The 25,262-nt window shown below is 69.8% G+C and carries 31 protein-coding genes; 16 read left to right on the top strand and 15 right to left on the bottom strand.

The window, feature by feature from the left end; genetic code table 11:
- Positions 1–255: 255 nt before the first annotated feature.
- From E1218_RS11215 to E1218_RS11210, 3 genes are read left to right on the top strand one after another with little or no spacing between them, the layout of a single operon-like run.
- Positions 256–1,443, top strand: a complete 1,188-nt coding sequence (locus tag E1218_RS11215) for an ROK family transcriptional regulator (RefSeq protein ID WP_132319001.1) — start codon at positions 256–258, stop codon at positions 1,441–1,443.
- A gap of 8 nt (positions 1,444–1,451) precedes the next feature.
- Positions 1,452–1,598, top strand: a complete 147-nt coding sequence (locus E1218_RS35995; RefSeq protein ID WP_165949227.1) for a hypothetical protein — start codon at positions 1,452–1,454, stop codon at positions 1,596–1,598.
- An 18-nt stretch (positions 1,599–1,616) separates the two neighbouring features.
- Complete coding sequence (locus E1218_RS11210) at positions 1,617–2,147, top strand: hypothetical protein (protein ID WP_132318999.1); 531 nt, start codon at positions 1,617–1,619, stop codon at positions 2,145–2,147.
- 329 nt (positions 2,148–2,476) lie between these two features.
- Here E1218_RS11210 and E1218_RS11205 read toward each other — a convergent pair whose 3' ends face one another.
- Positions 2,477–3,400 carry a mechanosensitive ion channel family protein gene (locus tag E1218_RS11205; protein WP_132318997.1) on the bottom strand — a complete coding sequence of 308 codons (924 nt, stop codon included), beginning with the start codon at positions 3,398–3,400 and terminating at the stop codon, positions 2,477–2,479.
- A 244-nt stretch (positions 3,401–3,644) separates the two neighbouring features.
- Between E1218_RS11205 and E1218_RS11200 the strand changes: the two genes are divergently transcribed.
- Positions 3,645–4,109, top strand: a complete 465-nt coding sequence (locus E1218_RS11200; RefSeq protein WP_132318995.1) for a GNAT family N-acetyltransferase — start codon at positions 3,645–3,647, stop codon at positions 4,107–4,109.
- Here E1218_RS11200 and E1218_RS11195 read toward each other — a convergent pair.
- From E1218_RS11195 to E1218_RS11180, 4 genes are read right to left on the bottom strand one after another with little or no spacing between them, the layout of a single operon-like run.
- Positions 4,102–4,998: a neutral zinc metallopeptidase gene (locus E1218_RS11195; RefSeq protein ID WP_132318993.1), complete on the bottom strand. Its 897-nt coding sequence runs from the start codon at positions 4,996–4,998 to the stop codon at positions 4,102–4,104. The genes E1218_RS11200 and E1218_RS11195 overlap by 8 nt on opposite strands.
- Positions 4,998–5,909, bottom strand: coding sequence for a neutral zinc metallopeptidase (locus E1218_RS11190; RefSeq protein WP_132318991.1), 912 nt, complete (start codon positions 5,907–5,909; stop codon positions 4,998–5,000). The genes E1218_RS11195 and E1218_RS11190 overlap by 1 nt, the downstream gene beginning before the upstream one ends.
- On the bottom strand, positions 5,909–7,297 hold the full coding sequence (locus tag E1218_RS11185) for a neutral zinc metallopeptidase (RefSeq protein WP_132318989.1): 1,389 nt from the start codon (positions 7,295–7,297) through the stop codon (positions 5,909–5,911). Before E1218_RS11185 ends, E1218_RS11190 begins: the two co-directional genes overlap by 1 nt.
- A 29-nt stretch (positions 7,298–7,326) precedes the next feature.
- The gene (locus E1218_RS11180) at positions 7,327–8,514 is read right to left on the bottom strand and encodes a neutral zinc metallopeptidase (RefSeq protein WP_132318987.1); all 1,188 of its coding nucleotides are present in this window, start codon (positions 8,512–8,514) and stop codon (positions 7,327–7,329) included.
- A 575-nt stretch (positions 8,515–9,089) separates the two neighbouring features.
- Here E1218_RS11180 and E1218_RS11175 point away from each other — a divergent pair.
- The 4 genes from E1218_RS11175 (at position 9,090) to E1218_RS11160 (ending at position 12,190) form a co-directional block, all read left to right on the top strand.
- Positions 9,090–9,827 carry an SAM-dependent methyltransferase gene (locus tag E1218_RS11175; RefSeq protein WP_233712160.1) on the top strand — a complete coding sequence of 246 codons (738 nt, stop codon included), beginning with the start codon at positions 9,090–9,092 and terminating at the stop codon, positions 9,825–9,827.
- A 117-nt stretch (positions 9,828–9,944) separates the two neighbouring features.
- Positions 9,945–10,367: a hypothetical protein gene (locus tag E1218_RS11170; RefSeq protein WP_132318985.1), complete on the top strand. Its 423-nt coding sequence runs from the start codon at positions 9,945–9,947 to the stop codon at positions 10,365–10,367.
- A 96-nt stretch (positions 10,368–10,463) separates the two neighbouring features.
- The gene (locus E1218_RS11165) at positions 10,464–11,015 is read left to right on the top strand and encodes a TetR/AcrR family transcriptional regulator (RefSeq protein ID WP_132318983.1); all 552 of its coding nucleotides are present in this window, start codon (positions 10,464–10,466) and stop codon (positions 11,013–11,015) included.
- Positions 11,015–12,190, top strand: coding sequence for an FAD-dependent oxidoreductase (locus E1218_RS11160; protein WP_132318981.1), 1,176 nt, complete (start codon positions 11,015–11,017; stop codon positions 12,188–12,190). Before E1218_RS11165 ends, E1218_RS11160 begins: the two co-directional genes overlap by 1 nt.
- Here the strand turns inward: E1218_RS11160 and E1218_RS11155 are convergent.
- Positions 12,187–12,681, bottom strand: a complete 495-nt coding sequence (locus tag E1218_RS11155) for a class E sortase (RefSeq protein ID WP_233712159.1) — start codon at positions 12,679–12,681, stop codon at positions 12,187–12,189. The genes E1218_RS11160 and E1218_RS11155 overlap by 4 nt on opposite strands.
- A gap of 16 nt (positions 12,682–12,697) precedes the next feature.
- Between E1218_RS11155 and E1218_RS36610 the strand changes: the two genes are divergently transcribed.
- Positions 12,698–12,946: a hypothetical protein gene (locus E1218_RS36610; RefSeq protein ID WP_202865923.1), complete on the top strand. Its 249-nt coding sequence runs from the start codon at positions 12,698–12,700 to the stop codon at positions 12,944–12,946.
- A gap of 27 nt (positions 12,947–12,973) precedes the next feature.
- Here the strand turns inward: E1218_RS36610 and E1218_RS11150 are convergent, their stop codons facing one another.
- The 4 genes from E1218_RS11150 to E1218_RS11135 form a co-directional block, all read right to left on the bottom strand.
- Entirely contained in the window at positions 12,974–13,516 is a 543-nt protein-coding gene (locus tag E1218_RS11150; RefSeq protein ID WP_233712158.1) for a molybdenum cofactor biosysynthesis protein, read from the bottom strand.
- Positions 13,517–13,536: 20 nt separating this feature from the next.
- On the bottom strand, positions 13,537–14,286 hold the full coding sequence (locus tag E1218_RS11145; protein WP_233712157.1) for an aminoglycoside 3'-phosphotransferase: 750 nt from the start codon (positions 14,284–14,286) through the stop codon (positions 13,537–13,539).
- Positions 14,267–15,286, bottom strand: a complete 1,020-nt coding sequence (locus tag E1218_RS11140) for a LacI family DNA-binding transcriptional regulator (RefSeq protein WP_202865921.1) — start codon at positions 15,284–15,286, stop codon at positions 14,267–14,269. Before E1218_RS11140 ends, E1218_RS11145 begins: the two co-directional genes overlap by 20 nt.
- Positions 15,287–15,437: 151 nt before the next feature.
- The gene (locus E1218_RS11135) at positions 15,438–16,298 is read right to left on the bottom strand and encodes a DUF11 domain-containing protein (RefSeq protein ID WP_202865920.1); all 861 of its coding nucleotides are present in this window, start codon (positions 16,296–16,298) and stop codon (positions 15,438–15,440) included.
- A 183-nt stretch (positions 16,299–16,481) separates the two neighbouring features.
- On the opposite strand from E1218_RS11135, the gene E1218_RS11130 reads away from it, so the two are divergent.
- The 3 genes from E1218_RS11130 (at position 16,482) to E1218_RS11120 (ending at position 18,813) form a co-directional block, all read left to right on the top strand.
- The gene (locus E1218_RS11130) at positions 16,482–17,480 is read left to right on the top strand and encodes a TerC family protein (RefSeq protein ID WP_132318979.1); all 999 of its coding nucleotides are present in this window, start codon (positions 16,482–16,484) and stop codon (positions 17,478–17,480) included.
- A 103-nt stretch (positions 17,481–17,583) separates the two neighbouring features.
- Entirely contained in the window at positions 17,584–18,123 is a 540-nt protein-coding gene (locus tag E1218_RS11125) for a hypothetical protein (protein ID WP_132318977.1), read from the top strand.
- 21 nt (positions 18,124–18,144) lie between these two features.
- Positions 18,145–18,813, top strand: a complete 669-nt coding sequence (locus E1218_RS11120; protein WP_132318975.1) for a hypothetical protein — start codon at positions 18,145–18,147, stop codon at positions 18,811–18,813.
- 143 nt (positions 18,814–18,956) lie between these two features.
- On the opposite strand, the gene E1218_RS11115 is transcribed toward E1218_RS11120, so the two are convergent.
- Positions 18,957–19,697 carry a TrmH family RNA methyltransferase gene (locus E1218_RS11115; RefSeq protein ID WP_132318973.1) on the bottom strand — a complete coding sequence of 247 codons (741 nt, stop codon included), beginning with the start codon at positions 19,695–19,697 and terminating at the stop codon, positions 18,957–18,959.
- 64 nt (positions 19,698–19,761) lie between these two features.
- Between E1218_RS11115 and E1218_RS11110 the strand changes: the two genes are divergently transcribed.
- Positions 19,762–20,577 carry an ACT domain-containing protein gene (locus E1218_RS11110; protein ID WP_132318971.1) on the top strand — a complete coding sequence of 272 codons (816 nt, stop codon included), beginning with the start codon at positions 19,762–19,764 and terminating at the stop codon, positions 20,575–20,577.
- Here E1218_RS11110 and E1218_RS11105 read toward each other — a convergent pair.
- Positions 20,561–20,854, bottom strand: coding sequence for a DUF4287 domain-containing protein (locus E1218_RS11105; RefSeq protein ID WP_132319052.1), 294 nt, complete (start codon positions 20,852–20,854; stop codon positions 20,561–20,563). The genes E1218_RS11110 and E1218_RS11105 overlap by 17 nt on opposite strands.
- Before the next feature lie 66 nt (positions 20,855–20,920).
- Entirely contained in the window at positions 20,921–21,688 is a 768-nt protein-coding gene (locus E1218_RS11100) for a GAF and ANTAR domain-containing protein (RefSeq protein WP_202865918.1), read from the bottom strand.
- Positions 21,689–21,752: 64 nt separating this feature from the next.
- On the opposite strand from E1218_RS11100, the gene E1218_RS11095 reads away from it, so the two are divergent.
- Together E1218_RS11095 and E1218_RS11090 are read left to right on the top strand one after the other, a co-directional pair.
- A complete protein-coding gene (locus E1218_RS11095) occupies positions 21,753–22,346 on the top strand; it encodes a TetR/AcrR family transcriptional regulator (RefSeq protein ID WP_132318967.1) in 594 nt (197 codons plus the stop codon).
- 16 nt (positions 22,347–22,362) lie between these two features.
- Positions 22,363–22,632 (top strand): hypothetical protein, encoded by a 270-nt coding sequence (locus E1218_RS11090; RefSeq protein WP_132318965.1) that lies wholly within the window; start codon positions 22,363–22,365, stop codon positions 22,630–22,632.
- On the opposite strand, the gene E1218_RS11085 is transcribed toward E1218_RS11090, so the two are convergent.
- Entirely contained in the window at positions 22,606–23,982 is a 1,377-nt protein-coding gene (locus E1218_RS11085; RefSeq protein ID WP_132318963.1) for a pyridoxal phosphate-dependent decarboxylase family protein, read from the bottom strand. The two genes, E1218_RS11090 and E1218_RS11085, sit on opposite strands and share 27 nt — an antisense overlap.
- A 165-nt stretch (positions 23,983–24,147) precedes the next feature.
- Here E1218_RS11085 and E1218_RS11080 point away from each other — a divergent pair, with 165 nt between their 5' ends.
- Positions 24,148–24,312 (top strand): hypothetical protein, encoded by a 165-nt coding sequence (locus E1218_RS11080; protein ID WP_233712156.1) that lies wholly within the window; start codon positions 24,148–24,150, stop codon positions 24,310–24,312.
- Here the strand turns inward: E1218_RS11080 and E1218_RS11075 are convergent.
- Positions 24,269–25,262, bottom strand: a 994-nt coding sequence (locus tag E1218_RS11075; RefSeq protein WP_132318961.1) for an MFS transporter, incomplete at its 5' end; no start/stop codon positions are given. The two genes, E1218_RS11080 and E1218_RS11075, sit on opposite strands and share 44 nt — an antisense overlap.

The following is a 25,262-nucleotide window of genomic DNA, read 5'->3' as shown; positions in this document are numbered from 1 at the left end:
ATAGGGGTGTAGCGGCCTCGGTCGCCTGGTGGAGCGACAGCAGCAGCACGCTGACAATCACCCGGCCGCGGTGCCGCCGGACGGCCCGCCACAACACTCCCTCACTGACCTAGTGAGGTCGCTGACCCAGCTGGAGCGATTGACAGCGCCGCGAGTCCGCCGTACGGTCTCGCATCAATAGGAAACTTTCCTAACAGTTGAGCGACCCCGAGCGGCGGCACCGCCGGAAACCAGGAAGGGAGGCAGGGTTGTCCCATGGCCACGACACCTGGAACTCCCCGCCTGCTCCGCGCGATGAACGATCGCGCCGCCCTGGACCTGCTGCTCGCCCACGGCCCGCTGTCCCGCACCGCCCTCGGCACCCTGACCGGCCTGTCCAAGCCGACCGCGTCCCAGCTGCTCGCGCGGCTGGAGGCAGCCGGCCTGGTCCACGCCAGCGGCACGACCGCGGGCCGGCCGGGCCCGAACGCCCAGCTCTACGAGATCAACGGCAGCATCGCGTTCGTCGCCGGTCTCGATGTCACCCCGACCCGGATCCGCTCGGCCGTGGCGGACCTGACCGGCCGGGTCGTCGGCAGCTACGAGCTGGCCACCCCGGGCCGCAGTGCCAAGGGCACGGTCGAGCGGGTGCTCAAGGCGATCGACGGCGCGCTGGGCGAGGCCGGGCTGAACCGCGCCGGGCTGCACCGTGTCTCGATCGGCACGCCGGGCGGTTTCGACCCGACGACCGGCCGGCTGCGGTACGCGACGCACCTGCCCGGCTGGCACTCCCCGCACCTGCTCGACGACCTGGCCGCGGCGATCGCCGTACCGCTGGAGGTCGAGAACGACGTCAACCTGGCGGCCATCGCCGAGCAGCGCGTCGGCCACGCCAAGGACAGCGACAACTTCGTGCTGCTGTGGGGCGAGGAAGGCGTCGGTGCCGCGGTCGTCATCAACGGCCGCCTGCACCGCGGCGCCACCGGCGGTGCCGGCGAGGTCGCCTTCCTGCCGCTCCCCGGTACGCCGCTCGTCCGCAACGTCAGCCGGAACAACGCCGGCGGCTTCCAGGAGCTCGCCGGTGGCGAACCGGTCCTGAAGCTCGCCCGCGAGCACGGCCTGAAGGCCCGGACGCCGGAGGCCGCGATCGCGGCCGCCCTGCAGCACGAGGGGGCCGGCGACGCCGTCCTGACCGAGTTCGCCCACCGGCTGGCCGTCGGTCTGGCCGCGATCGTCGCGGTCGTCGACCCCGAGCTGATCGTGCTCGCGGGCGGCGTGATCACCGCCGGCGGCGAGCGCCTGCGCGGACTCGTCCAGGACGAGCTGGCCGAGCTCGCCGTACCGCGACCGCGGCTGCTGATGGCCGCGATCCACCAGGACCCGGTGCTCGCCGGCGCCCTGCAGTCCGCCCTGACCACCACCCGAGACGAAGTCTTCGACACCGCTGGCGCACCCATCACCTAGGAATCCGGATGCAACGCTTCCCCCGCGTTTCACTGGCCGCCGCAGCCGTCGCACTGCTCGCGACCGCCTCCACCGGTACGTCGACCGCCCCGCAGGCCGGTGACGACGCCACCATCACCTTCTGGCACCGCCGGCGGCTTGAACGGCGGTTGTAGTGGTGTAATCATGATTACATGAGTACGAAGACTGAATCCGAGCGGGTGCGTGGCTGGTTGACCGGGCGGTTGCCGGACGGCTGGTTCGAGGGCGAGCCGGAGCTGACGATCGACCGCGACGAGATCCTGATCGTCGGGCGGATCGCGGCCCCGGAGCAGAAGGGTGACGTCAGCGCAGCCGAGCGCTCCGCCGCCGAGGAGGGCCGGATCAAGCAGTACCGGGAGGACACCCGGGACCGGCGGATCGAGATCGCCCGGGAGCTCGAGCACGCGACCCGGCGCAAGGTGGCCTGGGGCGTCGACTGCGGCGACACCCGGACGATCTTCACGTCGCTGTCCGCCCCGGTGATGACGCGCCTGCGCCAGCCCGAGCGCCAGGTCCTCGACACCCTGGTCGACGCGGGCGTGGCCCGCTCCCGCAGCGACGCCCTCGGCTGGTGCGTGAAACTCGTGGCCCAGCACAGCGAAACCTGGCTCGCCGACCTGCGCGAAGCCATGACCAAGGTGGAGGACGTCCGCCGAGCCGGCCCGGACGCCACCAAGAGCTGACGCACGCCCTGCACGCAGCTCGGCCTGGTGCGTGGCGAACACGTTGTTGATCCTCAGTTGGAGACCCGCGACTTCCTGAGCTGCGGCGATGGGTTGTCTCGGGACGTGCACGAACGCAGCAGGACCTTTGAACCGGCTGGTCGTCGAGCCGCCGAACAGGATCCGGTGGGGTCGCACAAGCAATTACCTGTGTCATCCCACCACCTAGTGTTCACTCCCCCGGCTGCTGGCGGCTGGATCTGCGAGCGGGACGATCGGCGGCGCCTGCTCCCGCACACAGCGCACGCCTCCGCGCCGGAGCGCGGAGGCGTGCTGATCGGTGGTGTGTTCTAGCGCTGGCCGCCCTGCCAGTCGCCGTCGGAGGTGGTTCCGTTGGAGTAGCCGCGGGACTGCGGAGCACCGTGGGTTGCATGGTGCTGCTCCTGCGACGGGTAGTCGCCCTGCTGGTACGCACCCTGGTCCCGACCGGACTGCTGGTACGCACCCTGGTGCTGGTAGCCCTGGTCGTAGCCGCCCTGGCGGCTCTGCTCGTAGCCGCCCGCCTGGCTCTGGTCGTAGACGCCGTTCGCCGGCGCCGTGCCGCTGGGCTGCGACTTCATCATCGTGTCGCGGTCGAACAGGTTGGCCAGCGCCCGCCCCGCCATCTCGCGACCGCCGAGCCCGAACGCGAGCCCCAGCGCCAGCGCGGCACCGGCGAGCACGATCAACAGCGTGTTCCCGGTCAGCTGGACGGCGATTCCGAGTTGCGTCAGCGCGGCGAAGGCGGCGTACACCAGGATCGCGTACTTGCCCACCTTGGCCAGCGTCTCGTTGCCGGTGGCGCCCCGGATGATCGCGGCCAGGAAGTTCGCGAACAGCGCGGCCAGGCAGACGATCACGATCGCGGCGAAGATCCGCGGGATGTAGCCCAGCATGTCGCTCATGAACGCCGAGATCTCGGGTACGCCGAGGGCCGACGCGAACATCGTGAAGCTGATCAGGAACACGAACCAGAACACGACCTTGCCGAGCATCTCCGAAGCGGTCAGCCCCGTGCCGGACCGCTGCAGGACGCCGGACACTCCGGCCCGCTCCATCCACTGGTCGAACCCGACCTTGCCGAGCAGCTTGCCGACGAGCTTCCCGAGCACCTTGGCGACGAAGTAGCCGACCACCAGGATGACGAGCCCGCCGAGCAGGTTCGGGACGAACCCGAGGAGTTTGCCGAAGGCATCTTCAAAAGGCTGCGTGAAGTCGATCGCTAACGCGGACATCGAAACTTCCTTCCGGACTAGGCCCGCATCCGCTGTCGCGCAGCTCCGCACACGACCCCGGCACGGGCGGATGCAGTGGTGTCTAGTATTCCCCGTGCCCCGCGCCGCGCACCCCAAACAGTTGTCTCAGGCATGTAAAGGCACGATTGCAACGAAAGGTCTTTGCTTAAGGCAATGACCGTCGGACCCGTTCGCTGGTTACCCCGGCGGCTCAACCGGTCCACCCGGTTGGGAAACTGGGGCCATGACCGATCAGCTCACCGCCGTGATCCGGCGGGCCACCGCCGCCGACGTCGCCGGCATCGTCGCGATGATCGCCGACGACCAGCTCGGCGCGAACCGCGAGTCCCTCGACGACCTCACGCCGTACCTGCGCGCCTTCGAGTCCATCGACACCGACCCGAACCAGGCCCTTGTCGTTGCCGAACGCAACGACAAGGTGATCGGCACCCTCCAGCTCACCATCATCCCCGGCCTGTCCCGCCGCGGTTCGACCCGCGGCCTGATCGAAGCCGTCCGGGTCGCCGCCTCCGCCCGCGGCTCGGGCCTCGGTACGACGCTGATCGAGTGGGCGATCGAGGAGTCCCGGGCCCGCGGCTGCGCGCTGGTCCAGCTCACCTCGGACAAGACCCGCACCGACGCCCACCGCTTCTACGAACGCCTCGGTTTCACGAACTCCCACGAGGGCTTCAAACTCGGACTCAGCTGACCCGCTTCGCCGACGCCGTGAACGTGTTGCACGACGCCCGATCGCCGGACTCGAACGCCCGCAGGGTCCAGTAGGCGTGGCTCTTCCGGGATCCGTGGTCCGGGGGTGAGCCCGGGGAATCCTCGTCGCCGCTGTCCCGGACCTGGTACTCGAAGATCTCGCGCCGTTCGTCGGTCCATCGCAGGGACTGCCGGTTCGCGCCGAGAAAGGCGGCCCCGAAGCAGCCGGCCTGTAGTTCCAGGCGTCTCTCGTCCTGCAGTACCGCGGCCTCGGACGCCGACTCGTGGTTCACGTCGTAGGCCGCCATGATGCCGACCGCCGACTGCAGGTGATGTCCGTACTCGTGGGCCAGCATGTACTGGAAGTCGACGAGACTCCACTCCGGGTCGTCCGGATCCTCCACGAACAGCTCCCACTCGAAGTGGATGGTCCCATCGGCAAGGCAGTAGAAGGCAACGCTGTCCTCCGGCGCCGGCCCGCAGGTCGTCGAGTTCTCGCCGGGCTCGTAAGCGCCCAGCTTCGGCATCTCGAAGAAGAAGTCGCCACGGGCAACCAACGGCGCCCACGCCCGGTGCATGCAGTCCACGACGACCCGTCCGTGGCCCAGCAAGGCCGCCTTCGTCGTCAACGCGGTGCCAGGCGGTCGGCAGCGCACCGCCGGCACCTTGCCGACCGTGTACAGCATGTTCTTCGTTACCTGCGCCGACAGGTCGATGGCACTCGGCGAAACCGATCCAGACCGCGCTGTCGCCGCCGGCGTCACCGAAGGCGCCGACACCGGCGACGCCTCCCCGGCCGGTCGATCCGTCGGCCGAACGACGTCCCAACCGACCACAACGGCCAGTACGGCGACCACCCCGAACACAACCGCCTTCGCCGTATTCGCCATCAGCTGACCCGTTGCGCCGGGGCTGCAAAGGTGTTGCAGGAGGACGGGTTCCTGGAGCCGAAGGCGCGCAGGCTCCAGTAGCCGTGATTCTTGCGGGAGCCGTGGTCGCGGATCTTGTCCGGTGCGTACTCGTCGCCGGTGTGCCTGACCATGTCTTCCCACACCTCCAGGCGGCGGCCGGTCAGGCGCAGCGCGCGCTTGTTCGCTCCCAGGAACGCCGCTCCGAGGCAGCTCGCCTGGAGCTCGAGCCGGCGCTCGTCCTCCAGCAGCACCGCCGTGGACCCGCCGGGGTGCGCGAACACGTACGTCCGCAGGATGTCGACGGTGTCCTGCAGATGGTGGCCGTACTCGTGCGCGAGCATCTCCTGGAAGTCGATCTGGTTCCAGACCGGGTCGTCCTCAGCGTCCGCGAACTCCCGCCACTCGAAACAGATCACGCTGCCCGAGCTGCGGTAGAAGGCGTTCGTGTCCTTCGGCGGGTTCCCGCACAGCCGGCTGCCGGACGTCTTGGCGTCGACGTACGCGTCGACCCGCGGTGTCGTCAGGAGGTAGCCGGTGCCGCGAAGCACCAACGGCTCCCACGACTGCTGCATGCACGCGACCATCGCCCGCGCGTACGTGAGCAGACCTGCCCGCGTCAGCGTGAGCTTCGAGGGCACCTTGCAGTTCACGGTCGGCACCCGGCCGGCCGTGTACAGCCCGTTCCTGATCGGCACCAGCGTCGGATCGGTCGAAACCCGCGGCGCCGGCCGCGGCGCAGCCTTGGGCGTGGCCGACGAGGCCGGTGCAGGCGTCGCCACGACCACCGGCTCGGCCACAGCAGGCACAGCCGGATGCGTCGCGACCCCGGCAACCACAGCAGCCAGTACGGCGACAGCCGCCAACCCGGCCCCCTTCGCCGCACCGGCCATCAGCTCACCTTTTTCGCCGGGGCGGTGAAGGTGTTGCAGGCCAAGAGGCTGGTCGACTTGAAGGCCGGTCCGGCCCACAGCCACTGGTTGTGCCGGGAGCCGTGATCACGGATCTTCTTCGGGTGGTACTCGTCGCCGCTGTGCTGGGTCTGCCATTCCCAGATCCTCAGCTTGTCGCCGCTGAGGCCCATCGACTTCTTGTTCGCACCGAGGAACAGCGCACCGAGGCAGGTTGCCTGAAGCTCGGTCCGGCGGCTCCACTCGAGCTTCTCCGGCTCGGTCTTCGCCCACCCTTCGCGCGACCAGGCAGCGGCGAGGATGTGCGTCAGCTCCTGCACGTGATGTCCGTACTCGTGCACCATCGTGTCCAGCATCCGAACCCGGGCGGCGAGCGGATCCGCCTTGTAGTCCTTGAGGTCGTCCTGCCAGTCGATCGCGATGACCTCGTCGGCCGGACAGTAGTACGCCGACTCGGCCTCACCGGTGCACGTCGATGCCGGCGCCTGCGTGCTCTGCAGCGCGATCTTCGGCGGGCGGAACTCGTACCCGGCCTTCTTCACCACCGGCTCCCAGGCCTTGTTCAGGCAAGGCAGGAGAGCCTTGTAGTAGTTCAGGATCGCCGACTGGGAGTTCGGCCTGATCGCCGGTTCCTTGCAGCTGACCGAAGGGACCTTGCCGGCCGTGTACAGCTTGTTCTTCTGGAGGCGGACCACGTCGGGGACCGGCTGAACAGTCACCGTCACCGTCGGGTCGGGTGGGACTGGCAGCGGCGGGTCGGACTTCCTGACCGTGGGACGGGCCATCGGGCTGTCGAGGTTGTCGTAGGTGTCGATCAACTGGAAGCCCGCGAAGGTGCCGCCGGTGACCAGGAGGAGGGCGAAGGCGGACAGGCCGGCGATCACGGGTTTCGAGTACTGGCGTGGTGGGGTGCTCGGTGGCGCTTCGGTGGAGAACTGGGCTCCGGTGCGCGCGTACGGCTGGTGCCAGCCGGTGCGCTGGAAACTGCCGACGCGACGACGGGTGCCGGCCAGTGGAGTCACCGGGGCGCCCGGCGACGGCGCCGGTGGTGGCGCTCCGAGGCCGGGCTCCATGCCGGCGTCGGTCGGGAGCGGACGGGCCTTCTTCCGCAGCGTCTGGTCGATCGGCGCGGTGAGAGCGCGGGCCTTGCCCAGGTCGAGCGAACGCCGGCGCGCGGCAGCGCGGGCCCGGTCGCCCTCGGTCAGGATGTCGCCGGCACCGCCCGGCAGGAAGTGCCCCGGCTTGGGCGAGCCGGAGCCGAAACTTCCGGCAGCGGTGGTGGCGAGGGGACACCCGGGCGCACCGAACGCGGCCGGCGCGGGTGCGCCGGCCGCGGACGACGCTTCTGCGTCCGGGTGCTCCTCAGGCATCGCTCGTCCCCATCGCTCGTCCTGTTCCGTCAGCGGACCTTGGCGGATGATGCCACGAAAGTGTTGCAGGTGCCGGGATCGGCGCTGGCGAAGCCCTGGTTCATCCACAGCGCGAGGCTGGCGGCCGAGCCGTGGTCGCGGACCTTCTCCTTCGTGTTCTCGTCACCGCTGTGCCGGATCAGCCGGTTCCACTCCGCCAGCAGGGTGCCGCGCAGCGGGAAGCTCGCCTTGGCGGCGCCGAAGAACACGGCCGACAGACAGTTCGCCTGCAGCGCCTGCCGCCGGTCCGACTCCAGCCGCAGGGCCTCGGTCGCCTGAGTGTCGCGCAGGTTGCTGGTCGCCTCCAAGATGCCGGTCAGGTTCTGCAGGTGGACGCCGTACACGAAGCCGAGCGACTGGGCCATGTCGACCCGGGCCGTCGCCTTGTTCTTCGAGTACTCCTCGGTCAGTTCCTGCCAGGGCATCGTCACGCTCCCGCCCTGCTCGTCGGCGCAGTACGACGAGACTTCCTCCTGCACTCCGCAGGCCGTCTCCTGCCCCTCGTCGAACACGATCAGCCGGGGCGAGCGGAACTCGAACCCGGCCTGGATCACGATCGGCTGCCACGCCTTGTCCATGCAGGCGATCAGGGCCTGGTGGTACGACCGGACGTTCTCCTTGGACGTCGGGCGGTACGACGGCTCGGCGCACTTGACCGTGGCCAGCGGACCGGTCGCGTAGAGCGGGTTCTCCTGCTGGACGACGGCGTCCGGGGTCGGCTCCGCGGTCGGCGTGGGTACGCCGGACGGGTGGTACGCCGGCGTACCGAGCGGATTGGCGACGAAGTCGTCGTACGACGTCATCACCTTGGCGGCCACCGCGACTCCGCCGCCGACGACCACGAGCACGGCGACGACGACCGCGGCGATCAACGCCTTGGACCGTTGCTTCGACACGAACGGAATCGGACCGGGCGCGTAGACAGCCCGGTAGGCCGCCGCGGCCGGGTCGTCGGGCGGTGGCGGCCCGAACCGGGTTCCGGACAGCTGCGGCGACCGGCGCGACTCGATCCGCGACCCGGGCAATTGCGGCGGCCCGGCTGGTGCGCCGGCCCCTAGTCGCGGCGTCGGCGCGGTCAGTGGAGCCGATCCGGGCGCGGCCTCACCCTCAGTCGCGCCGCCGTCGCCTGCCCCTCCGGGCAGGAAATGGCCAGGCTTGGGCGCCGGCTTGTCCGCCATGATTCCCCGCTTCTCCCCAGTGCCGGCGCTCGCCGGTCCCCACCCACTCCGCTGACTGTCCGGCCGGGACCCCTCCCGGAACCGCCGCAAGATGGTAAGTCTTTCCACCGCGCGGGCGATACACCGTTGCAGCTTTTGACATCGTTTCGCGACACCTCGCCCGGAACTTACGCAGAGCAACGACGGCCGACCGTTCCGCGGGCAAGAGGTGGAAACCGGCGCCCATCAGCCGGGGAACGGCTTCGACCCGCCGTGCGAGCCAGACCGCGGACGGGAGCAGGCGATCGACCTCCGCCGGCGCGGTTCCACCACGCCGGCGAGTGTAGGCGTTGGTGAGACCGTCCGGGTCGTCGTGGTTCCGGCCGGTCTCGAAAGCCTCGACACAGTCGCGCTCGTCGAGGCTTGCCGCACGTGCTCGTCGACCAGATGGGCGATGACCGTCGGTCGCCGGAGGCAACCACCGGCGGAGGAGCTCCTGAGTTCGGAGGAACTCGAGCCGGCCGTGCCCCCGAGCGGATCAGCCCGGCCGGAAAATTCTCAGCACATCCCGTTGACCGCGCGCTACGCTGCGGCGCGTGGTCGAACTGGCGAACGAGCGGTATCCGCGGTCGAACGGGTACGACGCGGAGTGGGTGCTCGCAGGCGACATGGGGCCGCATCCGTTGTGGTTGCTGGAGGATCTGGCCAGGGATCTCGAGCTGCGACCGGGAATGCGGGTGCTGGATCTCGGGTCGGGGAAGGGCGCCACGTCGGTGTTCCTCGCCAAGGAGTACGGCGTGCAGGTGTGGGCGGCCGACCTGTTGATCGAGCCGAGCGCGGCCGCCGAGTACATCGGGTCGCAGGAGAACGTCGTACCGGTGAAGGCGGAGGCACACGCGTTGCCGTTCGCGCACGGGTTCTTCGACGCGATCGTGTGCATCGACGCCTACGAGTACTTCGGCACCGCGGACGGGTATCTCGCGTACATCACCCGGTTCCTCAAGCCCGGCGGTCAGCTCGGCGTGGCGACGCCGGCGCTGCGGACGGAGATCCGCGAGCTCGGGTACATCCCCGACCACATCAGGAAGCTCGTCGGCTGGGAGGCGATCGCCTGGCACACCGCCGACTGGTGGCGGTTCCAGTGGGAGATCACCGAGTTGGTCGACGTGACCGCGGCCCGGCTGCAGGAGTCCGGCTGGCAGGACTGGCTGACCTGGGCGCGGGCCGTCTCCGAGCATCGCGGCGAGCGGGATGCCGCCCTGGACATGCTCGAGGCCGACCGGGGCGAGTTCCTGACCTTCGCGCTGCTCGCCGCCCGCAAACCGGCAACCTGACTGTTGCCCCGGCCGACCGGTAGGACATGCTGGGGACATGAACGAGCGGAGCGAGTTCATCGACAAGCACTGCGCGATTTGTGCCTCATCCGCGCCCGGAGCGAAGCGAGGACGTGGATGAGCTGGGCTGTGTACGCGATGCGAGGACCGGGAGGCGTACGCCGCCTCGACGACATTCCGGACGGATACGAGCCGCCGTCGGTCGGTACGTCGGCCGACGTGGTGGCGAAGGTCCGCGAGGTCGTACCCGACGTGGACGCCAGCAAGCCGTCCTGGCTGGCGTTGCGGAGCGACGAGTTCGACGTCGAGATGACGATCGGCAAGGGCGTCGAGGTCCGCGACATCACCTTCTACCTGAACGACGGGCCGCGGTCGATCCCGATCGTGATGGAGATCAGCCGGCGCCTCGGCGTCACGCCGTACGACACCGAGTCCGGCAACTTCCTCACCGAGGAGTCCCGCCCACCGGTGCCGCCGCCGCTGACCGAGGACGAGATCAAGGCCAACAAGCCCAAGTGGTGGAAGTTCGGGCGTAAGTAACACCACCCCTGGTTGCCTGCCGGTCTTGCCATGTCCTACCATCAGGGCGATCGTACAGGACGACTGTTCAGGACATATGCACAGGAGGTGACCGGCATGTCGTCACCCGCGGCGGTACGCGGGCAGGAGGTGCGCGGGCGGCTGCTGGCCGCGGCGGCCGAGTTGATCCCGGAGCGCGGCTGGTCCGCGGTGAGCACGCGGATCCTCGCGGACCGCGCCGGCGTCACGCCGAGCGTGGTGCACTACCACTTCCCGTCCGTGCAGGCGGTGCTGACCGAGGCCGCCGTCAGCGCCATGCGGCAGATGCTGGCCGTGACCGACGAGCAGTTCACCGCGGCCGCCACGCCGGCGGAGGCGATCGACGCGATGCTGGCCTCGATCGAGCGGCACTCCGGCGTCGACCCGCTGTCGCTGCTGTTCGTCGAGGCTTATCTGGCCTCGACCCGCGACGAGCACCTCCGGGCGCAGATCGCGGCGCTCGTCGCCGACTTACGGCACCGCGTCGGCGACTGGCTCGCGATCCACCAGGTCCCGGATCCGGCCGCGACCGCCGCCGTCCTCGCGGCCGCGATCGACGGCCTCCTGCTGCACCGGGGCCTCGGGTCGAGCGGCGAAGGTACGGCGAAGATCTTGAGGAGGCTGGTGTGATGAGAGTGATCGTCTGCGGAGCCGGCATCGCCGGACTGGCCGCCGCGAACAGGCTGGCGGCCCAGGGACACGACGTGGTCGTGCTCGAACGCGCGCCGGGCCCGCGCGGCCAGGGCTACATGATCGACTTCTTCGGCCCCGGGTACGACGCGATCGAGGCGATGGGCCTGCTGCCCGCTCTGGAGGAGGCCGGGTACCGCGTGACCGAGGCCGTCCTGGTCGACGACCACGGCCGCCGCCGGGCCGGGATGAACCTGCGCCAGTTCGCAGAGGGCGCGCTGGTGAGCGTCATGCGGCCCGACCTCGAGCAGGTACTGCGCGCCGGCCTGCCGGTCGGCGTGGACCTGAGGTACGGCGCCGGCGTGCAGAGCGTGACACCGGCGGACGACGGCGTACGGGTCGAGCTGGACGACGGCACGACCCTCGGTGGGGACCTGCTGATCGGTGCCGACGGCATCCATTCGACCGTTCGCCGGCTGCTCTTCGGACCGGAATCGTCGTACCTGCGTCATCTGGGGTTCCACACCGCCGCCTACACGTTCGACGCGCCCGACATTCACGCGGCGTTCAACGGGCGGTTCGTCCTGACCGACACGATCGGGAGCCAGTTCGGTTTCTACGGTCTGCGGGACGGGCGGGTGGCGTCGTTCGCGGTGCACCGTACGACGGACCCGTCGCTGCCGGCCGATCCACGGGCGGCGATTAGATCGTCGTACCGCGGGCTGGGCTGGGTGGTGCCGAAGGCGCTCGAGCTCTGCCCGGAGCCGGCGGAGATCTACTACGACCAGGTGGCGCAGATCGTCATGCCGGCCTGGAGCAAGGGCCGCGTGGTCCTGCTCGGCGACTCCGCGTCCGCGGTCTCGCTGCTGGCCGGTCAAGGCGCGTCGCTGGCCGTCGCCGGTGCCTACGTCCTGGCCGACTGCCTCCAGCGGGCCGACACCTTGGAGGCCGGGCTGACCGAGTACGAGCGGGTGTGGCGCCCGGAGGTCGAGGCCAAGCAACGCGTCGGCCGCTCGGCCGCCCGCTGGTTCCTGCCCGCATCCAAGCTCCAACTCGTCGGCCGTCGCCTCGCGCTGCACCTTCTCCGGCTGCCGCTCGTCAGGCGGCTGGCGCCCGCCGCGGTGGCCGGCAAGCCGATCACGCTGATCCAGACCTTGCAACCGTCCCAGAGCTAGGCCGGTCGGGTGGAGACCAGGACGCCGATCTTGTTGATCCGGTGCTCGGGGTTGCCGAGCTCGTCGCTCCAGTAGTTCCCGGCGGCGTGGTCCTCGGGGGTGGCGCAGGTGGAGAGGGTGATCATCGCCTGCGTGGGCGCGACACCGGGCCGGCCCGGGACGGCGGCGTTCTGCTGAGCCTTCTCGGCCGGCTTGCGGAACGAGATCGTCATCGTCCGGTTGATCACGTAGTCGTACACGCGGCCGTTGGCGGTCACCAGGACGTGGTCGCCGTTCTTCAGCTCGGGGACCCGGCCGAACGGGCGCCCGTGGGTGGTGCGGTGGGCGGTGACGATGTAGTTGCCGATCTCGCCCGGCCCGACCCCTCCGGCCTTCCCGCGCGGGCTCGCCGCGACCCCGCGATCCTGGATGACGGTCCCCGGCCGGTCGTCCGCGGTGCCGGTGTACGGCACCACCCGCAGCCGCCGTACGCCGATCGCCGGGATCGACATCCCCGCCACGGTCCTGTTGTTCCGCGAAGCGGTCGGACTGGGCGTCGGCGACTCGGTCGGCGAGACCGCGGACGGCGGTGAGCTCGACGGTGGTGAGCTCGTCGAGGCGGACGGTGAGTTCGTCCGCGCGGTCGCCGAGGGCGCTGCACTCGGCGTGACACTGCCCGGCGCCTCACCCGCCGGGCCTGCCACATCGGCACACCCGACCAGCCCAGCCGCCACCAGCACCGCACCAACCGTCAACCGCCCCACCTTCCGAAGGTAACCCCTGCCCCCGAAAGCCGCCCGAAAATCAGTCGAGAACGCTGAGCTGTGCAGGGCCCAGGCGAAGGATCCCGGAGCTCGTCGGGGTCGTGCGGATGCCTCCGTGACCGCGAAGCCCCTTGAACGCGCCGGGCGCCAGCACGGTGTCCATCCAGGCACACGGGTTGGCCGGGCGGTGGGCCTGGAACCCGATCGGTCCGGAGCCGGAGTCGAGTGTGAAGCGACGACCGGGGACGCGGGTGCCGTCGGGGGCGCGGTGGGCCGACAGGGAGTCCACGGGATAGCCGCGCAGGGTGATGTTGCGGCGGACGAGCAGCGGGTCAGGGGCCGCGGGCAGCTCCAGCGCCTCTGCGAGCGCGTCCAGCGAGGCGGCGTCGAAGAAGGTGACGGCGGCGTTGCGGTGGGCCGTCTGACCGAAGTACCTGTCCCCCACGATCCCCAGCTCGGCCCGGACCTCGACCTCCGAGCGGCCCACCGGCACCGGATCCGGCCGCGGACCGCCGGCCGGCCGGCCCTCGAAGGCATGCACGGGCGAGACCATCAACGCGACGATCTCCACCGGGGTGCTCACCCGGTCAACAGTACGGGCGGTCAGCCCCACGTCAGCGGATCGAGCAGCCGGTAGAACTCCAGCCGGCGTCGGTCCGGCTCCGGTACGCCGTACGCTCTCAGGAACGGCTCGGGGTCGGCCGACCACTCGTCGTGCAGCTGGATCGTGATCAGCGCGAGATCCGAATACGGGTCGGCGATCCCGAGCCGGCCGACGTCGATCAGGCCGGTGACGGCCAGGGACTCCGGATCGAAGAACACGTTCGGCAGGCACGCGTCACCGTGACAGACGGCGAGCTCCGCGCCGGTCTCGACATAGGGGCGCTCGGCAACTACCTGGGCCAGCAGCTCGGCCGGTTCCAGCAGTCGCCACTCGTCGGTGAGGAACTGCGGGTTCACCGCGCCTCGGCGTACGACGTCCTCGGCCGTGCCGATCACCGACGCCAGCGGCCGGTCGAACGGGCAGTCGGGCAGCGAGTGCAGGTCGCGCAAGGTCCGCCCCAGACTCTGCATCGCCCTCGTGTGCACGGCCGGCGGAAGGTCCGTCCCGGCGACGCCGGGCACGGCACTCGTGATCAGGCAGGCTCCGTCCGACGACTCGAGCCAGTCCACGACCGTGGCCGCGGGCAGCCCTGTTCCCGCCAGCCACTCGGCCCGATCCCGCTCGCCCCGGAGGTCGCGGACGCCGTCCGTCGAGCAGCACTTCGCGAAGACCCCGTCCCGCCGGTACACCGAGGTGTCGGAGTCCCCGACCGCCACCGCTGCCCAGCCGTCACCCGTCAGTCGGAACACGTGACGAATCCCGGACGATCAGTTGCCAGGGGAAGTCGAACACCTCGCCGGGAGCGCCCTCGCGGGCGGTGAGCCGGCCGACGATGATCCGGGTCAGCGCCTCGTTGAAGCCGACCGGTCCGACCGTCGACAGTGATGGGTCCAGGTGCTCCCCCTCGGGCGTGTTCCCGACCCCGACGACCGCCAGGTCCCGGGGTACGTCGATCCGCAGCCGGTGGGCCGCCCGGACGGCCGCGATCGCCGCGAAGTCCGTCGTACAGTAGAGCGCCGACGGCCGGTCGGGCTTGGTCAGCAACGCCATCGCGGCCCGGTAGGCACCTTCCGGGTGACGCTCGAAGATCTCGATGTCCTCGTCGCGGACCGGCCGCCCGGCGGCGCGCATGGTGTTCAGGTACGCGTCGAAGCGGGCGAATCCCGAGGTCCGCGAGGTCAGCGCACCGACCCGGTCGTGGTGCTCGAGCAGGTGCTCGACGGCCAGGTGACAGCGCGGCTCGGCCCCCGACCGGATCACGTCGAACCCGCGCGGCTCCAGCGTCTCGCTGAAGGCGACGATCTGCACGCCCTGCGCCGCGAACGCCTCCAGCTCGGCGATCTGGGCCGGGTCGTCGCTGACGCTGTCGATGAAGATCACGTCCGGCGTCCGGTTCGACAGCACCGTCCGCCAGTCGCCGTCCGCCACGATCAGCGCGGTCTTGCCGAGCGGGCTGACGGCCGCGCTGACAGTCTCCGCGACGGCCTGCGACCAGGGGTCGGCCAGCACGCTGAGCGAGAGCAGCACCAGGTCGGACTTGCCGGTGCGGATCGCTCGGGCCGCGTCGTTGCGCCGGTAGCCGAGCCGGGTCGCGGCCTCGCGGACCCGCTGCGCGGTCGAATCCTTGATCGTGTGGCTGCGATGCCGGCCGGACAGCACGTACGACACAGTCGCGACCGACACCCCGGCCTCGGCCGCGACCATCCGCAGGGTCGGCCGCTCGGCCGCGGAAGGTTGCCCCATCGCCATGTGGCCGATTCTCGCAGAGTCCACAGACGTACATTCGGCGCCGCCTCGGATGCGCGACAGCGGGCACAAAGGAGCCGGCGGTCGCGGGGTACGACTCCCGCGGCCGCCGGCCGGACACCGGATCAGCTGATCCGGTGGAGTTGGTTCGGGTTCAGCACCTCACGATCAGGCTGGTGAGCGCCCTACAGGTGGTGCTCGCCTGGTCGTTCGCCGCGTTCGGATCGGCCGGCGCACTCGCCGTCCGGTTCGCCGTCGCGGTCAGAGAGCCGAGCGCGAGCAGACCGGCGTCAGCCGCGAACGTGCTTGTCGTGGTCGCACCGCTCGCCAGTGCCGGGAAGTCACAGTTGACCGTCCTGGTCCCCGCGACCCGAGCGCAGTTCGACGATCCGGCGTACACCAGGCCGGCCGGGTACGTACCGGTCACCCGGAGGCCGGTGGCGTCGCCGGGACCGTTGTTCTTCACCGTCACGGTGTAGGTGATCCGCGAGACCGGCAGACCGCGCGCCGAGGCGGCCAGGGACACCGCGAGATCGGCCTCGTCCGGCACGGCCGGCAGGATCGTGAGCACCGGACCGTCCAGGGTTTCGAACGCGTAGTTCTCGCCGATGAACTGGTGCTGCAGAGTGATCGGCCCGGCCGGCGCGGTGTCCTTCACCCTCAGGGTGAACACCACCGTCCGGGTCTCGCCGCTGGCCATGTCACCGAAGCCGCCGCGGATGCTGCCGCCCAGGATGTCACAGGCGAATGCGCCGGGGCACGACACCAGGTCGACCAGTCCCGGAAGCGGCGACTCCTTGCCGTACAGGCCGGCCTTCGCGCCGGTCACCGTGAAGGCGCGGTCGTTGTGCAGCGTCTGGGTCACCGTGAAGGTGTCCCCCGGACGCGCCGCCGTCGGACTCAACTCGATCACACTCGACGGCGGCGCCGCCGCCGCGAGCTGCGGAATCGCCACCAGCCCGGCACCGACCATCGCCGTCACCAGCGCAGCACGCAGCAATTTCAAGGCACGCATGGCAAAGCCCCCATTCCCACCCCAGGTGATATTTCCCCCACACCGCACATCCGCAGACCGCGGGTGAGAAGAGTATGGACCGCCCGGCCGGGTGGCACAACCACTGAGCGCGACGACACCGTCCGGCACAGGTCACTCGGTAGTCTCGACATCCAATGGTTGCCCTTATCAACCGGAGGACCCGTGCTCGAGATCAGTGGCCTGACCTGGGCCGTCACCATCGGCCTGATCGTCGCCCTGCTGGCCGCCGATCTGGTGATCGCCGCGGTCCGGCCGCACCGGGTCGGGTTCCCCGAGGCGGCCGCTTGGTCGATCTTCTACGTCGCGGTGGCGATCGGGTTCGGCCTGTGGTTCATGGCCGCGCACGGCGGCGACTTCGGGGCGGAGTACTTCGCCGGCTACATCGTCGAGAAGAGCCTGTCGGTCGACAACCTGTTCGTGTTCGTGATCATCATGACGACGTTCGCCGTGCCCGAGGAGCACCAGCACAAGGTGCTCACGTTCGGCATCGTGCTGGCGCTGGTGATGCGGGCGATCTTCATCGCGCTCGGCGCGACCCTGCTGTCGCTGTTCTCCTTCATGTTCGTGGTTTTCGGCCTGGTGCTGCTCTACACGGCGGTGCAGCTCTTCCGGCACCGCAACGAGGATCCCGACGTCGAGAACAACGTCGTCGTCCGGTCCGCCCGCCGGGTGCTGCCGGTCAGCGACGACTACGTCGGCGGCAAGCTCCTCGCCCGGGTCGACGGCCGCCGGGTCGTCACTCCGCTGTTCGTCGTACTGGTCGCCATCGGCGGGGTCGACCTGCTGTTCGCGCTGGACTCGATCCCCGCGGTCTTCGGGGTGACCGAGGAGGCGTACATCGTGTTCGTCGCCAACGCGTTCGCGCTGCTCGGGCTGCGGGCGTTGTTCTTCCTGGTCAAGGGGCTGCTCGACCGGCTCGTCTACTTGTCCGCCGGCCTGGCGATCATCCTTGCCTTCATCGGCGTGAAGCTCATCCTGCACTGGGCCCACCTCGACATCGACGACCGCATCCCCGAGGTCCCCACCCCGGTCAGCCTCGGCGTCATCATCGTCATCCTGACCGTCGTCGTCGTCGCCAGCCTGGTCAAGACCCGCAACGACCCCACCGCCACGGCGCACGCCGGCTCCCTCCGCGGCCACCGGGACGAGCGGCCGGACTGAGCTGCGGCACACCAGGTTGTCTATCCCGGTATCGATAGGTCGAGTAGCGACTTTCCGGCTCAGGTGAAAGCGGTTTGAAAGCACCCCCTAGTTCGCTGGTGCCATGAGAAGAACTGCGAAGGTCGCCGGCAGCTTCGGCGTTCTGGGTCTGTTGGTGAGCGGCCTCCTGAGCGCAGCTCCCGCGGCGCCTGCGACCGCGGCGGCCGGCGAGACCGCGGGCGCACAGCAGACCAGGAGCGGGACCGCAGCCGCCCCGGCCTTGATCTCCCGGTCGATCTACCTGACCGAGAAGGCACACACCGGTACGGCGAAACTTCCGGCCACCGCGCCGAGGGTGATCGACCTCGCCGGCGGCGTGTACCAGTGGTCGGTCTACCTCAGCGACTCGGACCTTGCGTTTCCGTTCGAGGTGGAAAGGCGCATCCCGAAGGACACCTACAACTGGCGCTGCTACCTCAGTGGCACCGGCCTCCCGTGGGACCCGGACGAGTACAACTTCAACTACGCCGGCAACTGCCTGCTCGATCCGGAGAACCCCGACCTGCCCAACATCTGGCTGCCGGGTACCGCGGGCAAGCTCAACTACACCCGGTACAAGGGAACCTTCTACTGGGAGAGCAAGCTGGTGTACTTGCGTCAGTGACCACCGACGTTGGAGGCGATGATGACCGATCGACCTGCGGAGGAACGGACGCCGCAGGCCCTGCAAGCGCAGGTCCTGTCGACCGAGCACTGGAGTCTGCTCGCCACCCGGGGACTGGCGTGGAGTGAGAGTTTCAGCCGGGCCAACTGGTTCGTGACGGTGGTCTCGGCCAGCGTGGTCGCGTTGGCGTTGGTGGCCGACAGCACCGATTTCGGCGTCGGGTTCCGGCTGTTCGCGCTGCTGCTGATCCCGCTGGTGATCGTCATCGGCCTCGCCACCGTCGTCCGGCTCGTCCAGCTCAACAGCGAGGACGTCCACCTGGTCGCCGGCATGAACAGGCTCCGCCGCGGCTACCTCGACCTCGCCCCCGACGCCGAGCCGTACTTCGTCACCGGCCACCACGAGGACATCCCGGGGCTCATGCGCACCTACGGCACCCGCCGTACCAGGATCCCGGCCGCGCAGTACCTCTCGAGCATCGCCATGCTCGTCAGCATCATCGTCGCCCTCCTGGTCGGCGCCCTGGCGGGCATGGTGGTCGGCTCGTTCGACGCGGCTCTGGCGGTTGCCGTCGTTGTCGGCTTCGCCGCCGCACTGATCACCCTCACGGTCCTCGTGCTGGCCATCGTCCGCCACGTCGATCACACCTGGACGCAGTACGCGGCGACCTCATCGGCGCCGTCCAGCTGAGACCTTTACCCGGCACGCGCGTGTAGCGCTGAGCGCCGCACAGTTCGACAGGACGTATGCCTACCAGGCACCACCGCACGGCGGACTCCACGCTCAGCGCACGCCGTAGCGCCGGACACGTCCTGTCGAACTGTCCGCCCGCCTCAGCGGTTGGTGACCTCGAAGGCGACCACCGCCGCGGCGATGGCGACGTTCAGGGACTCGACGCCGGGATGGAGGGGGATCTGGAGGTCGGAATCGGTGGGGACGGTGAGGCCGTGGGTCTCGCCGCCGAGAACGTAGACGGCGCGCGGGGCCAGGTCGGCCTTGAACAGGGACTCCGGGGAGCGGGCCGAGAGGCCGTAGAGGTGGTAGCCGGCCGTCCGGAGGAGGTCGACCGCGGCACGGGGCGTGGACGTGTTTACGATCGGCGCCTGGAACGCGACCCCGGCAGAGGCCTTGATCACCAGCGGACCGACGTGCGGCGTACCGGCGCGGGGCAGGATGACACCGTCGAACCCCGCGCCGGTCGCGGTCCGCAGGATCATGCCGACGTTCCCCGGGTTCGTCACCCCGTCGAGCAGGAAGACGTTTGTCGGCCGCTTTCCGCGGGCCCGGACGAACTCCTCCAGCGGCGTCATCCGCGGCGCGTCCACGTCCGCGACCACACCCTGGTCGTGCTTGCCGTTGCCCGCCAGCCACTTCACCCGGCTGGCGGTCGCCCGCTCGACCGGTACGTCGTACTTCGACGCCGCACGGAGGATCTCCTGCAGCGAGCCACCGGTCGCATTGTCGGCGACGACCACCTTCGCCACCGACAGCGCCGGGTCGTGCAATGCCTCGAGGACGGGCTTGCGCCCGTAGATGGTGATCCACTTGTCCCGCGGCGACCTCTTCGATTCCACCCGCCTACGGTAACTTCATCTCGCCGCAACAGCCGGGCAACGTCCGTCCCGCACGCTGAGTGGCATGGAACAGCTGCGTACGGCGCTCGTCGGCGGAACGGCCTGTGAGGTGTGCGGGCGCCTCCCGCATCCGCGGCGGTTGCGGTTGACGCTGGCCAAGCTGCTGGCGATCTTCCCGGTCGAGCTCGCTCTGCACGCGATCGTGCTGGCGGTGCACCCGCCGTACGTCGTGGCTGTCACGGTCATCGTGATCGTCACCACGGCCCTGGTCGTCTGGGTGGTCGAGCCGTCCACGATGCGCCTGCTGCGGTCGTGGTTGCATGCACCGCGGACGCGGCCGAGCTCCGGAATCGACGCGCTGTGGCGGATCCGCGTCACGCTCGCGGACCGCACCGGTGCGCTGGAGCGGCTGACACATCACCTGGCCGAGCTGGACGCGAACATCCTCGGACTCCACGTCCACCCGATCGAGGACGGCGTACGCGACGAGCTCGTCGTCTCCGCTCCGGAGTCCACGAATCCGCAATCGTTGCTGACGGCAATCGAAGCGGCCGGCGGGCGGGACGTGCACGTCTGGCCGACGACCACGCTCGCGCTGGTCGACGGCCAGACGAAGGCGCTCAGCCTGTCCGCGCGGGTGGTCGGCGATCCGGGGGAGCTCCCGCACGCCGTCGCCGAGCTCCTCGGCGCCCGGCTCGTCACCGACCGCGCCAGCCTCGCCGGTCCGCTGCCCGGCGACGGCACCGTCCTGAAGATCCCGTCGCCGTGGACAGGCCTGTTCGCCTTCACCCGCCCCGGCGAACCGTTCACGCCCGCCGAGTCCGCGAGGGCCCACCGGCTGGCGCAACTGGCGGAGCTGGTCCTCAGCCGGCCGGGTTAGTCGCCTTGCCGTCGAGCCAGACGACGTTCGACGGGTCGCGGTGCGTGCCCTTGCTGCCGATGTGCTTGTCGCTGATCTCCGGCCCGTTCCTGATCACGTGTACCAGCGCCATCGCATGCCCGCGGCCGAGGTCGTAGTCGGCCTTCAGCCAGTCGCAGATCACGCCGGCTTTCACGCCCGGGTCGTCGTACCCAAGGTGCTTCGCCTGCTCGACCAGCTCCCGCGGAGTCCGGCCGGTCTTCTCCTCGATCTTGTCCAAGTACGCCTGGAACGACATCTGTTTCCCCTCCACGAGTGCGTCTTCACCGCTGCGTCGATCGGCCGCTGCCGAAATCGACACCACTCACTCGCCGCTTCGGAGACCGTACCTGCGCAGTGCCTCGGACAGCCGGCCCTGGTTCTGGGCTTCCACGAACTCCTCGGACAGCTGGCGGAGCTTCACGTTGGAGTCCTGCGAGGCCCGTTTCAGTACGTCGAACGCCACACTGGTCGTGATCCCGTACCGGTGCATCAGCACGCCCTGCGCCTGACCGATCACGGTCCGCGTGGCGAGCGCCGTACGCAACTGCTCGATCAGACTGCGGCTGTCGTTGAACAGCTGCACGTTGTCGAAGGCCACGCCGGCATGCAGCGCGAACAGCAGCACGAGGTCGTACGACGTACTGTCGAACGCGTCCTGCTTCGCCGAGAACAGGCTGAAGGCGGCCGGCGCCTCGGACACCCCCGGCAGCGGCAGGAACAGGCAACTGCGGTAGCCCGCGTTGATCGCGGCCGCGTCGAACTCCGGCCACCGCTGGTCCGAGGCCAGGTCGGCGACCCTGCGCGGCTCCCCGTAGGTGAGCGCGTCGTGCAGCGGTCCGCCGGGCGCGACCAGCTGCTCGGCCAGCGTCGCCCGGACCGGTTCCGCCTGCGCGTCCGCCGTCTTGTGGTACCGCGCGACGATCTCCGCCTCGCCTCGCAGCAGCACCGTGATCGAGGCCTCCTCGCAGTCCGGCACGGTGTTGACCACGCGACTGACGAACCGGCCCAGCGTGGTGGCGACGTCGTCGTCCTCGACCAGGCGGCTGACCTCGGCCAGCTCCTGCGCCAGTTCCAGAATCCCCTCACCCATGGCCCCATCATGCGCCATCGATGGGTTTGGGTTCGGGCACCCAGACGAGCGCTAGTCTCGGTTCATGGACGAACATCGCCTGACCGCCAAGGGCCGGGCGACCCGCGAGCGGATCCTGGCCGCCGCGGCCGACCTGGTCCTGCGGCAGGGAGTGGCCGGCGTACAGCTCGACGACGTACGGCGGGCCGCGGGGGTGAGCGGTTCGCAGTTGACGCACTACTTCCACGACAAGCGGACACTGATCGACGACGTGATCGCGTGGCAGGCGGCCACCACCCTGGACCGCGAGCCGCTGCTCGACTCGCTCGCGGCCTGGCGACGGTGGGCCGACCACGTCGTCGCGCGACAGACCGCCCGGAAGTTCCAGGGCGGCTGCGAGTTCGGCTCGCTCGCCGGCCAACTGGCCGAGACGAGCGCCGAGACCCGCGCCCAGCTCGCCGAGGGCTACTACCGATGGCTCGCACAATTCCGGCGGAGTCTGCACCGGATGCGCGCGCAAGGTGTCCTGCGGGCCGACGCCGACCCCGATTCGCTCGCGCACATGCTGCTCGCAGCGATGCAAGGCGGCGTACTGCTGTCCCAGACTCTCCGCCGCCCGGCGCCCCTGCGCGACTCCCTGAACGCCGCGCTCACCCAACTCGAGTCGTTCGCGCAGTAGCGGGTACCGGCGGGCCATGGCCACTCAGAAGCAGCGTGCGGCGGCACGCAAGAACGTGAAGTCGGCGGCGAAGGCCGCGACCGCCAAGAAGTCGATCTCGCACATGCCGAAGAAGACCCGGACCGCCCTCGGCAAGCAGGGCGCCGCGGTCGCACAGCGCAAGCGCACCGGCGGGGACGAACCCAAGACCCGCCAGGAGCTCTACCGCGAAGCCCAGCGGCGCGACCTCAAGGGCCGCTCCAAGATGGGCCGCGACGAGCTAGCGAAGGCGCTCGGCCACCGCTAGTACGGCGGCCGCCGAGCGGTCCACGTCCTGCTCGTCCGTCGTCCAGTTGCTGACCGAGATCCGCATGGCGGCCTTGCCCCGCCAGGTCGTGCCGGACATCCAGCAGGTGCCTTCGTGCTGGACCGCGCGAACCACGTTGCGGGTGAGCTCGTCGTCGTTCCCGAAGCGGACGAGGACCTGGTTGAGGACGACGTCGTTCAGTACGTCGACGCCGTTCGCCGCCAGCGTGTCCGCGAACCGCCGCGCCATCGCGTGACACCGGTCGACGATCTCGGCGATCCCGTCCCGCCCCAGCGCCCGGATGGCGGCGTACACCGCGAAACCCCGCGCCCGGCGCGAGAACTCCGGGTTGAACTCGAGCGCGTCGCGCTCCCCGTGCTCGTCGTGGATCAGGTACGACGCCCGGACGGACATGGCGGCGCGGTGGGCCTCGGGATGCGCGCAGAGCACGAGACCGGAGTCGTACGGGACGTTCAGCCACTTGTGGGCGTCGGTCGCCCACGAGTCGGCATTCTCGATGCCTCGTACGTGCGGTTGGAGCGCCGGGCTCACGGTCGCCCAGAGGCCGAAGGCGCCGTCCACGTGGACCCAGGCGTTGCGTTCGTGTGCGCGTCGGCAGATCTCCTCGATCGGGTCGATCGCGCCGGTATTCACGTTGCCTACTTGGGCGCAGACGATCGTCGGCTGGTCTGTCGTGAGTTCTTCGGCCAGCCTGTCGGCTCTCATCCGGCCTTGCTCGTCCACAGCGATCGGCACGATGCAGCTCGTCCCCAGGCCGAGGAAGCGCAGCGCCCGGTCGACCGTGTCGTGCCGCTCGGCGCCGGCCAGCACGCGGATGGGCGGCGCGCCGATCAAGCCGTCCCGTTCGACGTCCCAGCCGTGGTTCCGGAGTACTGCGTGCCGCGCCGCTGCTAGCCCGGTGAAGTTGGCCATCTGCGCGCCGGTGACGAACCCCACCGACGTACCGCTCGGAAGCCCGAACAGCTCGACCAGCCAGTCGGCCGTGATCTCCTCGACCACGGCCGCTGCGGGTGCGGCGGCGTACAGGCCGGCGTTCTGGTCCCAGACCGTCGTGAGCCAGTCGGCCGCGATGGCCGCCGGCGTGGCGCCGCCGAACACGAACCCGAAGAAGCGACCGCTCCCGCTCGGCAGCAACCCCTCCTCGACGCCTTTCGCGAGATGCGCGATCACCTCCTGCGCGTCCGTGGCGTGCTGCGGCAGCGATCCCCCGAGCACCTGCCGCAACTCCCCCGCCGTCGCCCGCGGCCCGACCCGACGCACCGGCAGACCCTGCAAGTACGTCGTCGCCCGCTCGAACGCCTCGCTGAGCGGTCCCTCCCAATCCGTCATGTCTCCTTTGTACGCCGGTTGCGTGTGAACGGGCGTGTGACGGTATGACGGTTCGCTCAGGCTTCGGAGGGGGTACGGGGGTGTGACTGTGAGTCGCTGGTCGGCGATCGTCGGTTATTCACTGGTCGGCGCGGCGACCGAGGAACCGCCGCCGGCCTGATCTGGATGGCCGGCAACCTCGGCGGTCTCCTCGTCGCGGTCGTGGTCGGCCTGCTGGTCGACCACCCGCTCGTCGCGTTCCTGACGATGGCCGCCATCGCGCTGATCACCGTACCGGCACGAGCGCTCAAGGCGCCGATCGCCGAAGTCCGATCGCCGTCGCAACCGTAGCCAGCAATCCCCCGACACCCGCGACGATGAACGTGACCCGAGCGTCGGTCCGCTCGAGAAGCAACCCGCCGAACACGTACGACACCCCAGCAGCCAGACCGATCGCGCCGTACAGATTCCCGAACACTCTGCTCAGCATGGTGGCCGGCACAACACGCTGCAGATACGTGTTGATGGCGACGTCCAGCCCCGCGATCCCAAGCCCGCGGAACACCTGCAGCGCAAGCGCCGCCCACATCGCCCACGCCAGCCCGGTGAACAGGTTTCCGGCGCTACTCACCGCGAACCCGGCCAGCATCAGCGCGGGCATCCGGAATCGGCTCGCGTACTTCGTCAGTACGGCGTACCCGACGACGAGACCGATGCCGACCCCGGCGTACAACGCGGCCGTGGCCGACTGCCCGCCTCGGAGTTCGTCCCGCCCCAGGAACACCAGCGCGACGTCGTCTACTCCGCTGAACGCGACGCCCGCGAAGAATCCCAGCCCGATCACCCGGATCACCTTCGTCCGCCAGATGTACCCGAGCCCGTCCTTCGCATCCCTGATCAAACTGTGCCCCGACGGTTCACTGGGCGGGATCTTCGGCAGCCCGCTCAGAATGACCGCCGACACCAGGAACGTCGCCGCATCGACCAGCAGAATCCCCCGCACGTCGGTCACCAGGAACAACCCGGCGGCCACCAGCGGCCCGATCGCCTCGAGCCCGTTCGTCCCCGCGCCGAGCGCCGAGTTCGCCCTCTCCAGGTCCTCGTCCTTCACCAGCGCCGGGACCGCGCTCCGCGAACACGCCTGGAACACCTGGGCCACCACGCTCCGGACGGCGACCAGCACGAGAAGCACCGGCAGAGGCGGCAACGCAACCGCCATGACCAGCACCAACCCACCCTGGATCACGTCGCAGGTCACCATCACCCGCCGCAGATCGAACCGATCCCCCACCGCCCCCGCG

It is taken from the genome of Kribbella turkmenica (genome assembly GCF_004348725.1).
GTDB classification, from domain to species: domain Bacteria; phylum Actinomycetota; class Actinomycetes; order Propionibacteriales; family Kribbellaceae; genus Kribbella; species Kribbella turkmenica.
Note: the sequence above shows the minus strand (reverse complement) of the source record. Positions and strands in the feature narration are given on the sequence as shown.

Bases quoted from the DNA above. Each gene is read 5' to 3' on its own strand.
- E1218_RS11215 (WP_132319001.1), top strand. From the start codon at position 256: ATGGCCACGACACCTGGAACTCCCCGCCTGCTCCGCGCGATGAACGAT.
- E1218_RS35995 (WP_165949227.1), top strand. From the start codon at position 1,452: ATGCAACGCTTCCCCCGCGTTTCACTGGCCGCCGCAGCCGTCGCACTG.
- E1218_RS11210 (WP_132318999.1), top strand. From the start codon at position 1,617: ATGAGTACGAAGACTGAATCCGAGCGGGTGCGTGGCTGGTTGACCGGG.
- E1218_RS11205 (WP_132318997.1), bottom strand. From the start codon at position 3,400: ATGTCCGCGTTAGCGATCGACTTCACGCAGCCTTTTGAAGATGCCTTC.
- E1218_RS11200 (WP_132318995.1), top strand. From the start codon at position 3,645: ATGACCGATCAGCTCACCGCCGTGATCCGGCGGGCCACCGCCGCCGAC.
- E1218_RS11195 (WP_132318993.1), bottom strand. From the start codon at position 4,998: ATGGCGAATACGGCGAAGGCGGTTGTGTTCGGGGTGGTCGCCGTACTG.
- E1218_RS11190 (WP_132318991.1), bottom strand. From the start codon at position 5,909: ATGGCCGGTGCGGCGAAGGGGGCCGGGTTGGCGGCTGTCGCCGTACTG.
- E1218_RS11185 (WP_132318989.1), bottom strand. From the start codon at position 7,297: ATGCCTGAGGAGCACCCGGACGCAGAAGCGTCGTCCGCGGCCGGCGCA.
- E1218_RS11180 (WP_132318987.1), bottom strand. From the start codon at position 8,514: ATGGCGGACAAGCCGGCGCCCAAGCCTGGCCATTTCCTGCCCGGAGGG.
- E1218_RS11170 (WP_132318985.1), top strand. From the start codon at position 9,945: ATGAGCTGGGCTGTGTACGCGATGCGAGGACCGGGAGGCGTACGCCGC.
- E1218_RS11165 (WP_132318983.1), top strand. From the start codon at position 10,464: ATGTCGTCACCCGCGGCGGTACGCGGGCAGGAGGTGCGCGGGCGGCTG.
- E1218_RS11160 (WP_132318981.1), top strand. From the start codon at position 11,015: ATGAGAGTGATCGTCTGCGGAGCCGGCATCGCCGGACTGGCCGCCGCG.
- E1218_RS11155 (WP_233712159.1), bottom strand. From the start codon at position 12,681: ATGTCGATCCCGGCGATCGGCGTACGGCGGCTGCGGGTGGTGCCGTAC.
- E1218_RS11140 (WP_202865921.1), bottom strand. From the start codon at position 15,286: ATGGCGATGGGGCAACCTTCCGCGGCCGAGCGGCCGACCCTGCGGATG.
- E1218_RS11135 (WP_202865920.1), bottom strand. From the start codon at position 16,298: ATGCGTGCCTTGAAATTGCTGCGTGCTGCGCTGGTGACGGCGATGGTC.
- E1218_RS11125 (WP_132318977.1), top strand. From the start codon at position 17,584: ATGAGAAGAACTGCGAAGGTCGCCGGCAGCTTCGGCGTTCTGGGTCTG.
- E1218_RS11120 (WP_132318975.1), top strand. From the start codon at position 18,145: ATGACCGATCGACCTGCGGAGGAACGGACGCCGCAGGCCCTGCAAGCG.
- E1218_RS11110 (WP_132318971.1), top strand. From the start codon at position 19,762: ATGGAACAGCTGCGTACGGCGCTCGTCGGCGGAACGGCCTGTGAGGTG.
- E1218_RS11105 (WP_132319052.1), bottom strand. From the start codon at position 20,854: ATGTCGTTCCAGGCGTACTTGGACAAGATCGAGGAGAAGACCGGCCGG.
- E1218_RS11100 (WP_202865918.1), bottom strand. From the start codon at position 21,688: ATGGGTGAGGGGATTCTGGAACTGGCGCAGGAGCTGGCCGAGGTCAGC.
- E1218_RS11095 (WP_132318967.1), top strand. From the start codon at position 21,753: ATGGACGAACATCGCCTGACCGCCAAGGGCCGGGCGACCCGCGAGCGG.
- E1218_RS11090 (WP_132318965.1), top strand. From the start codon at position 22,363: ATGGCCACTCAGAAGCAGCGTGCGGCGGCACGCAAGAACGTGAAGTCG.
- E1218_RS11085 (WP_132318963.1), bottom strand. From the start codon at position 23,982: ATGACGGATTGGGAGGGACCGCTCAGCGAGGCGTTCGAGCGGGCGACG.
- E1218_RS11080 (WP_233712156.1), top strand. From the start codon at position 24,148: ATGGCCGGCAACCTCGGCGGTCTCCTCGTCGCGGTCGTGGTCGGCCTG.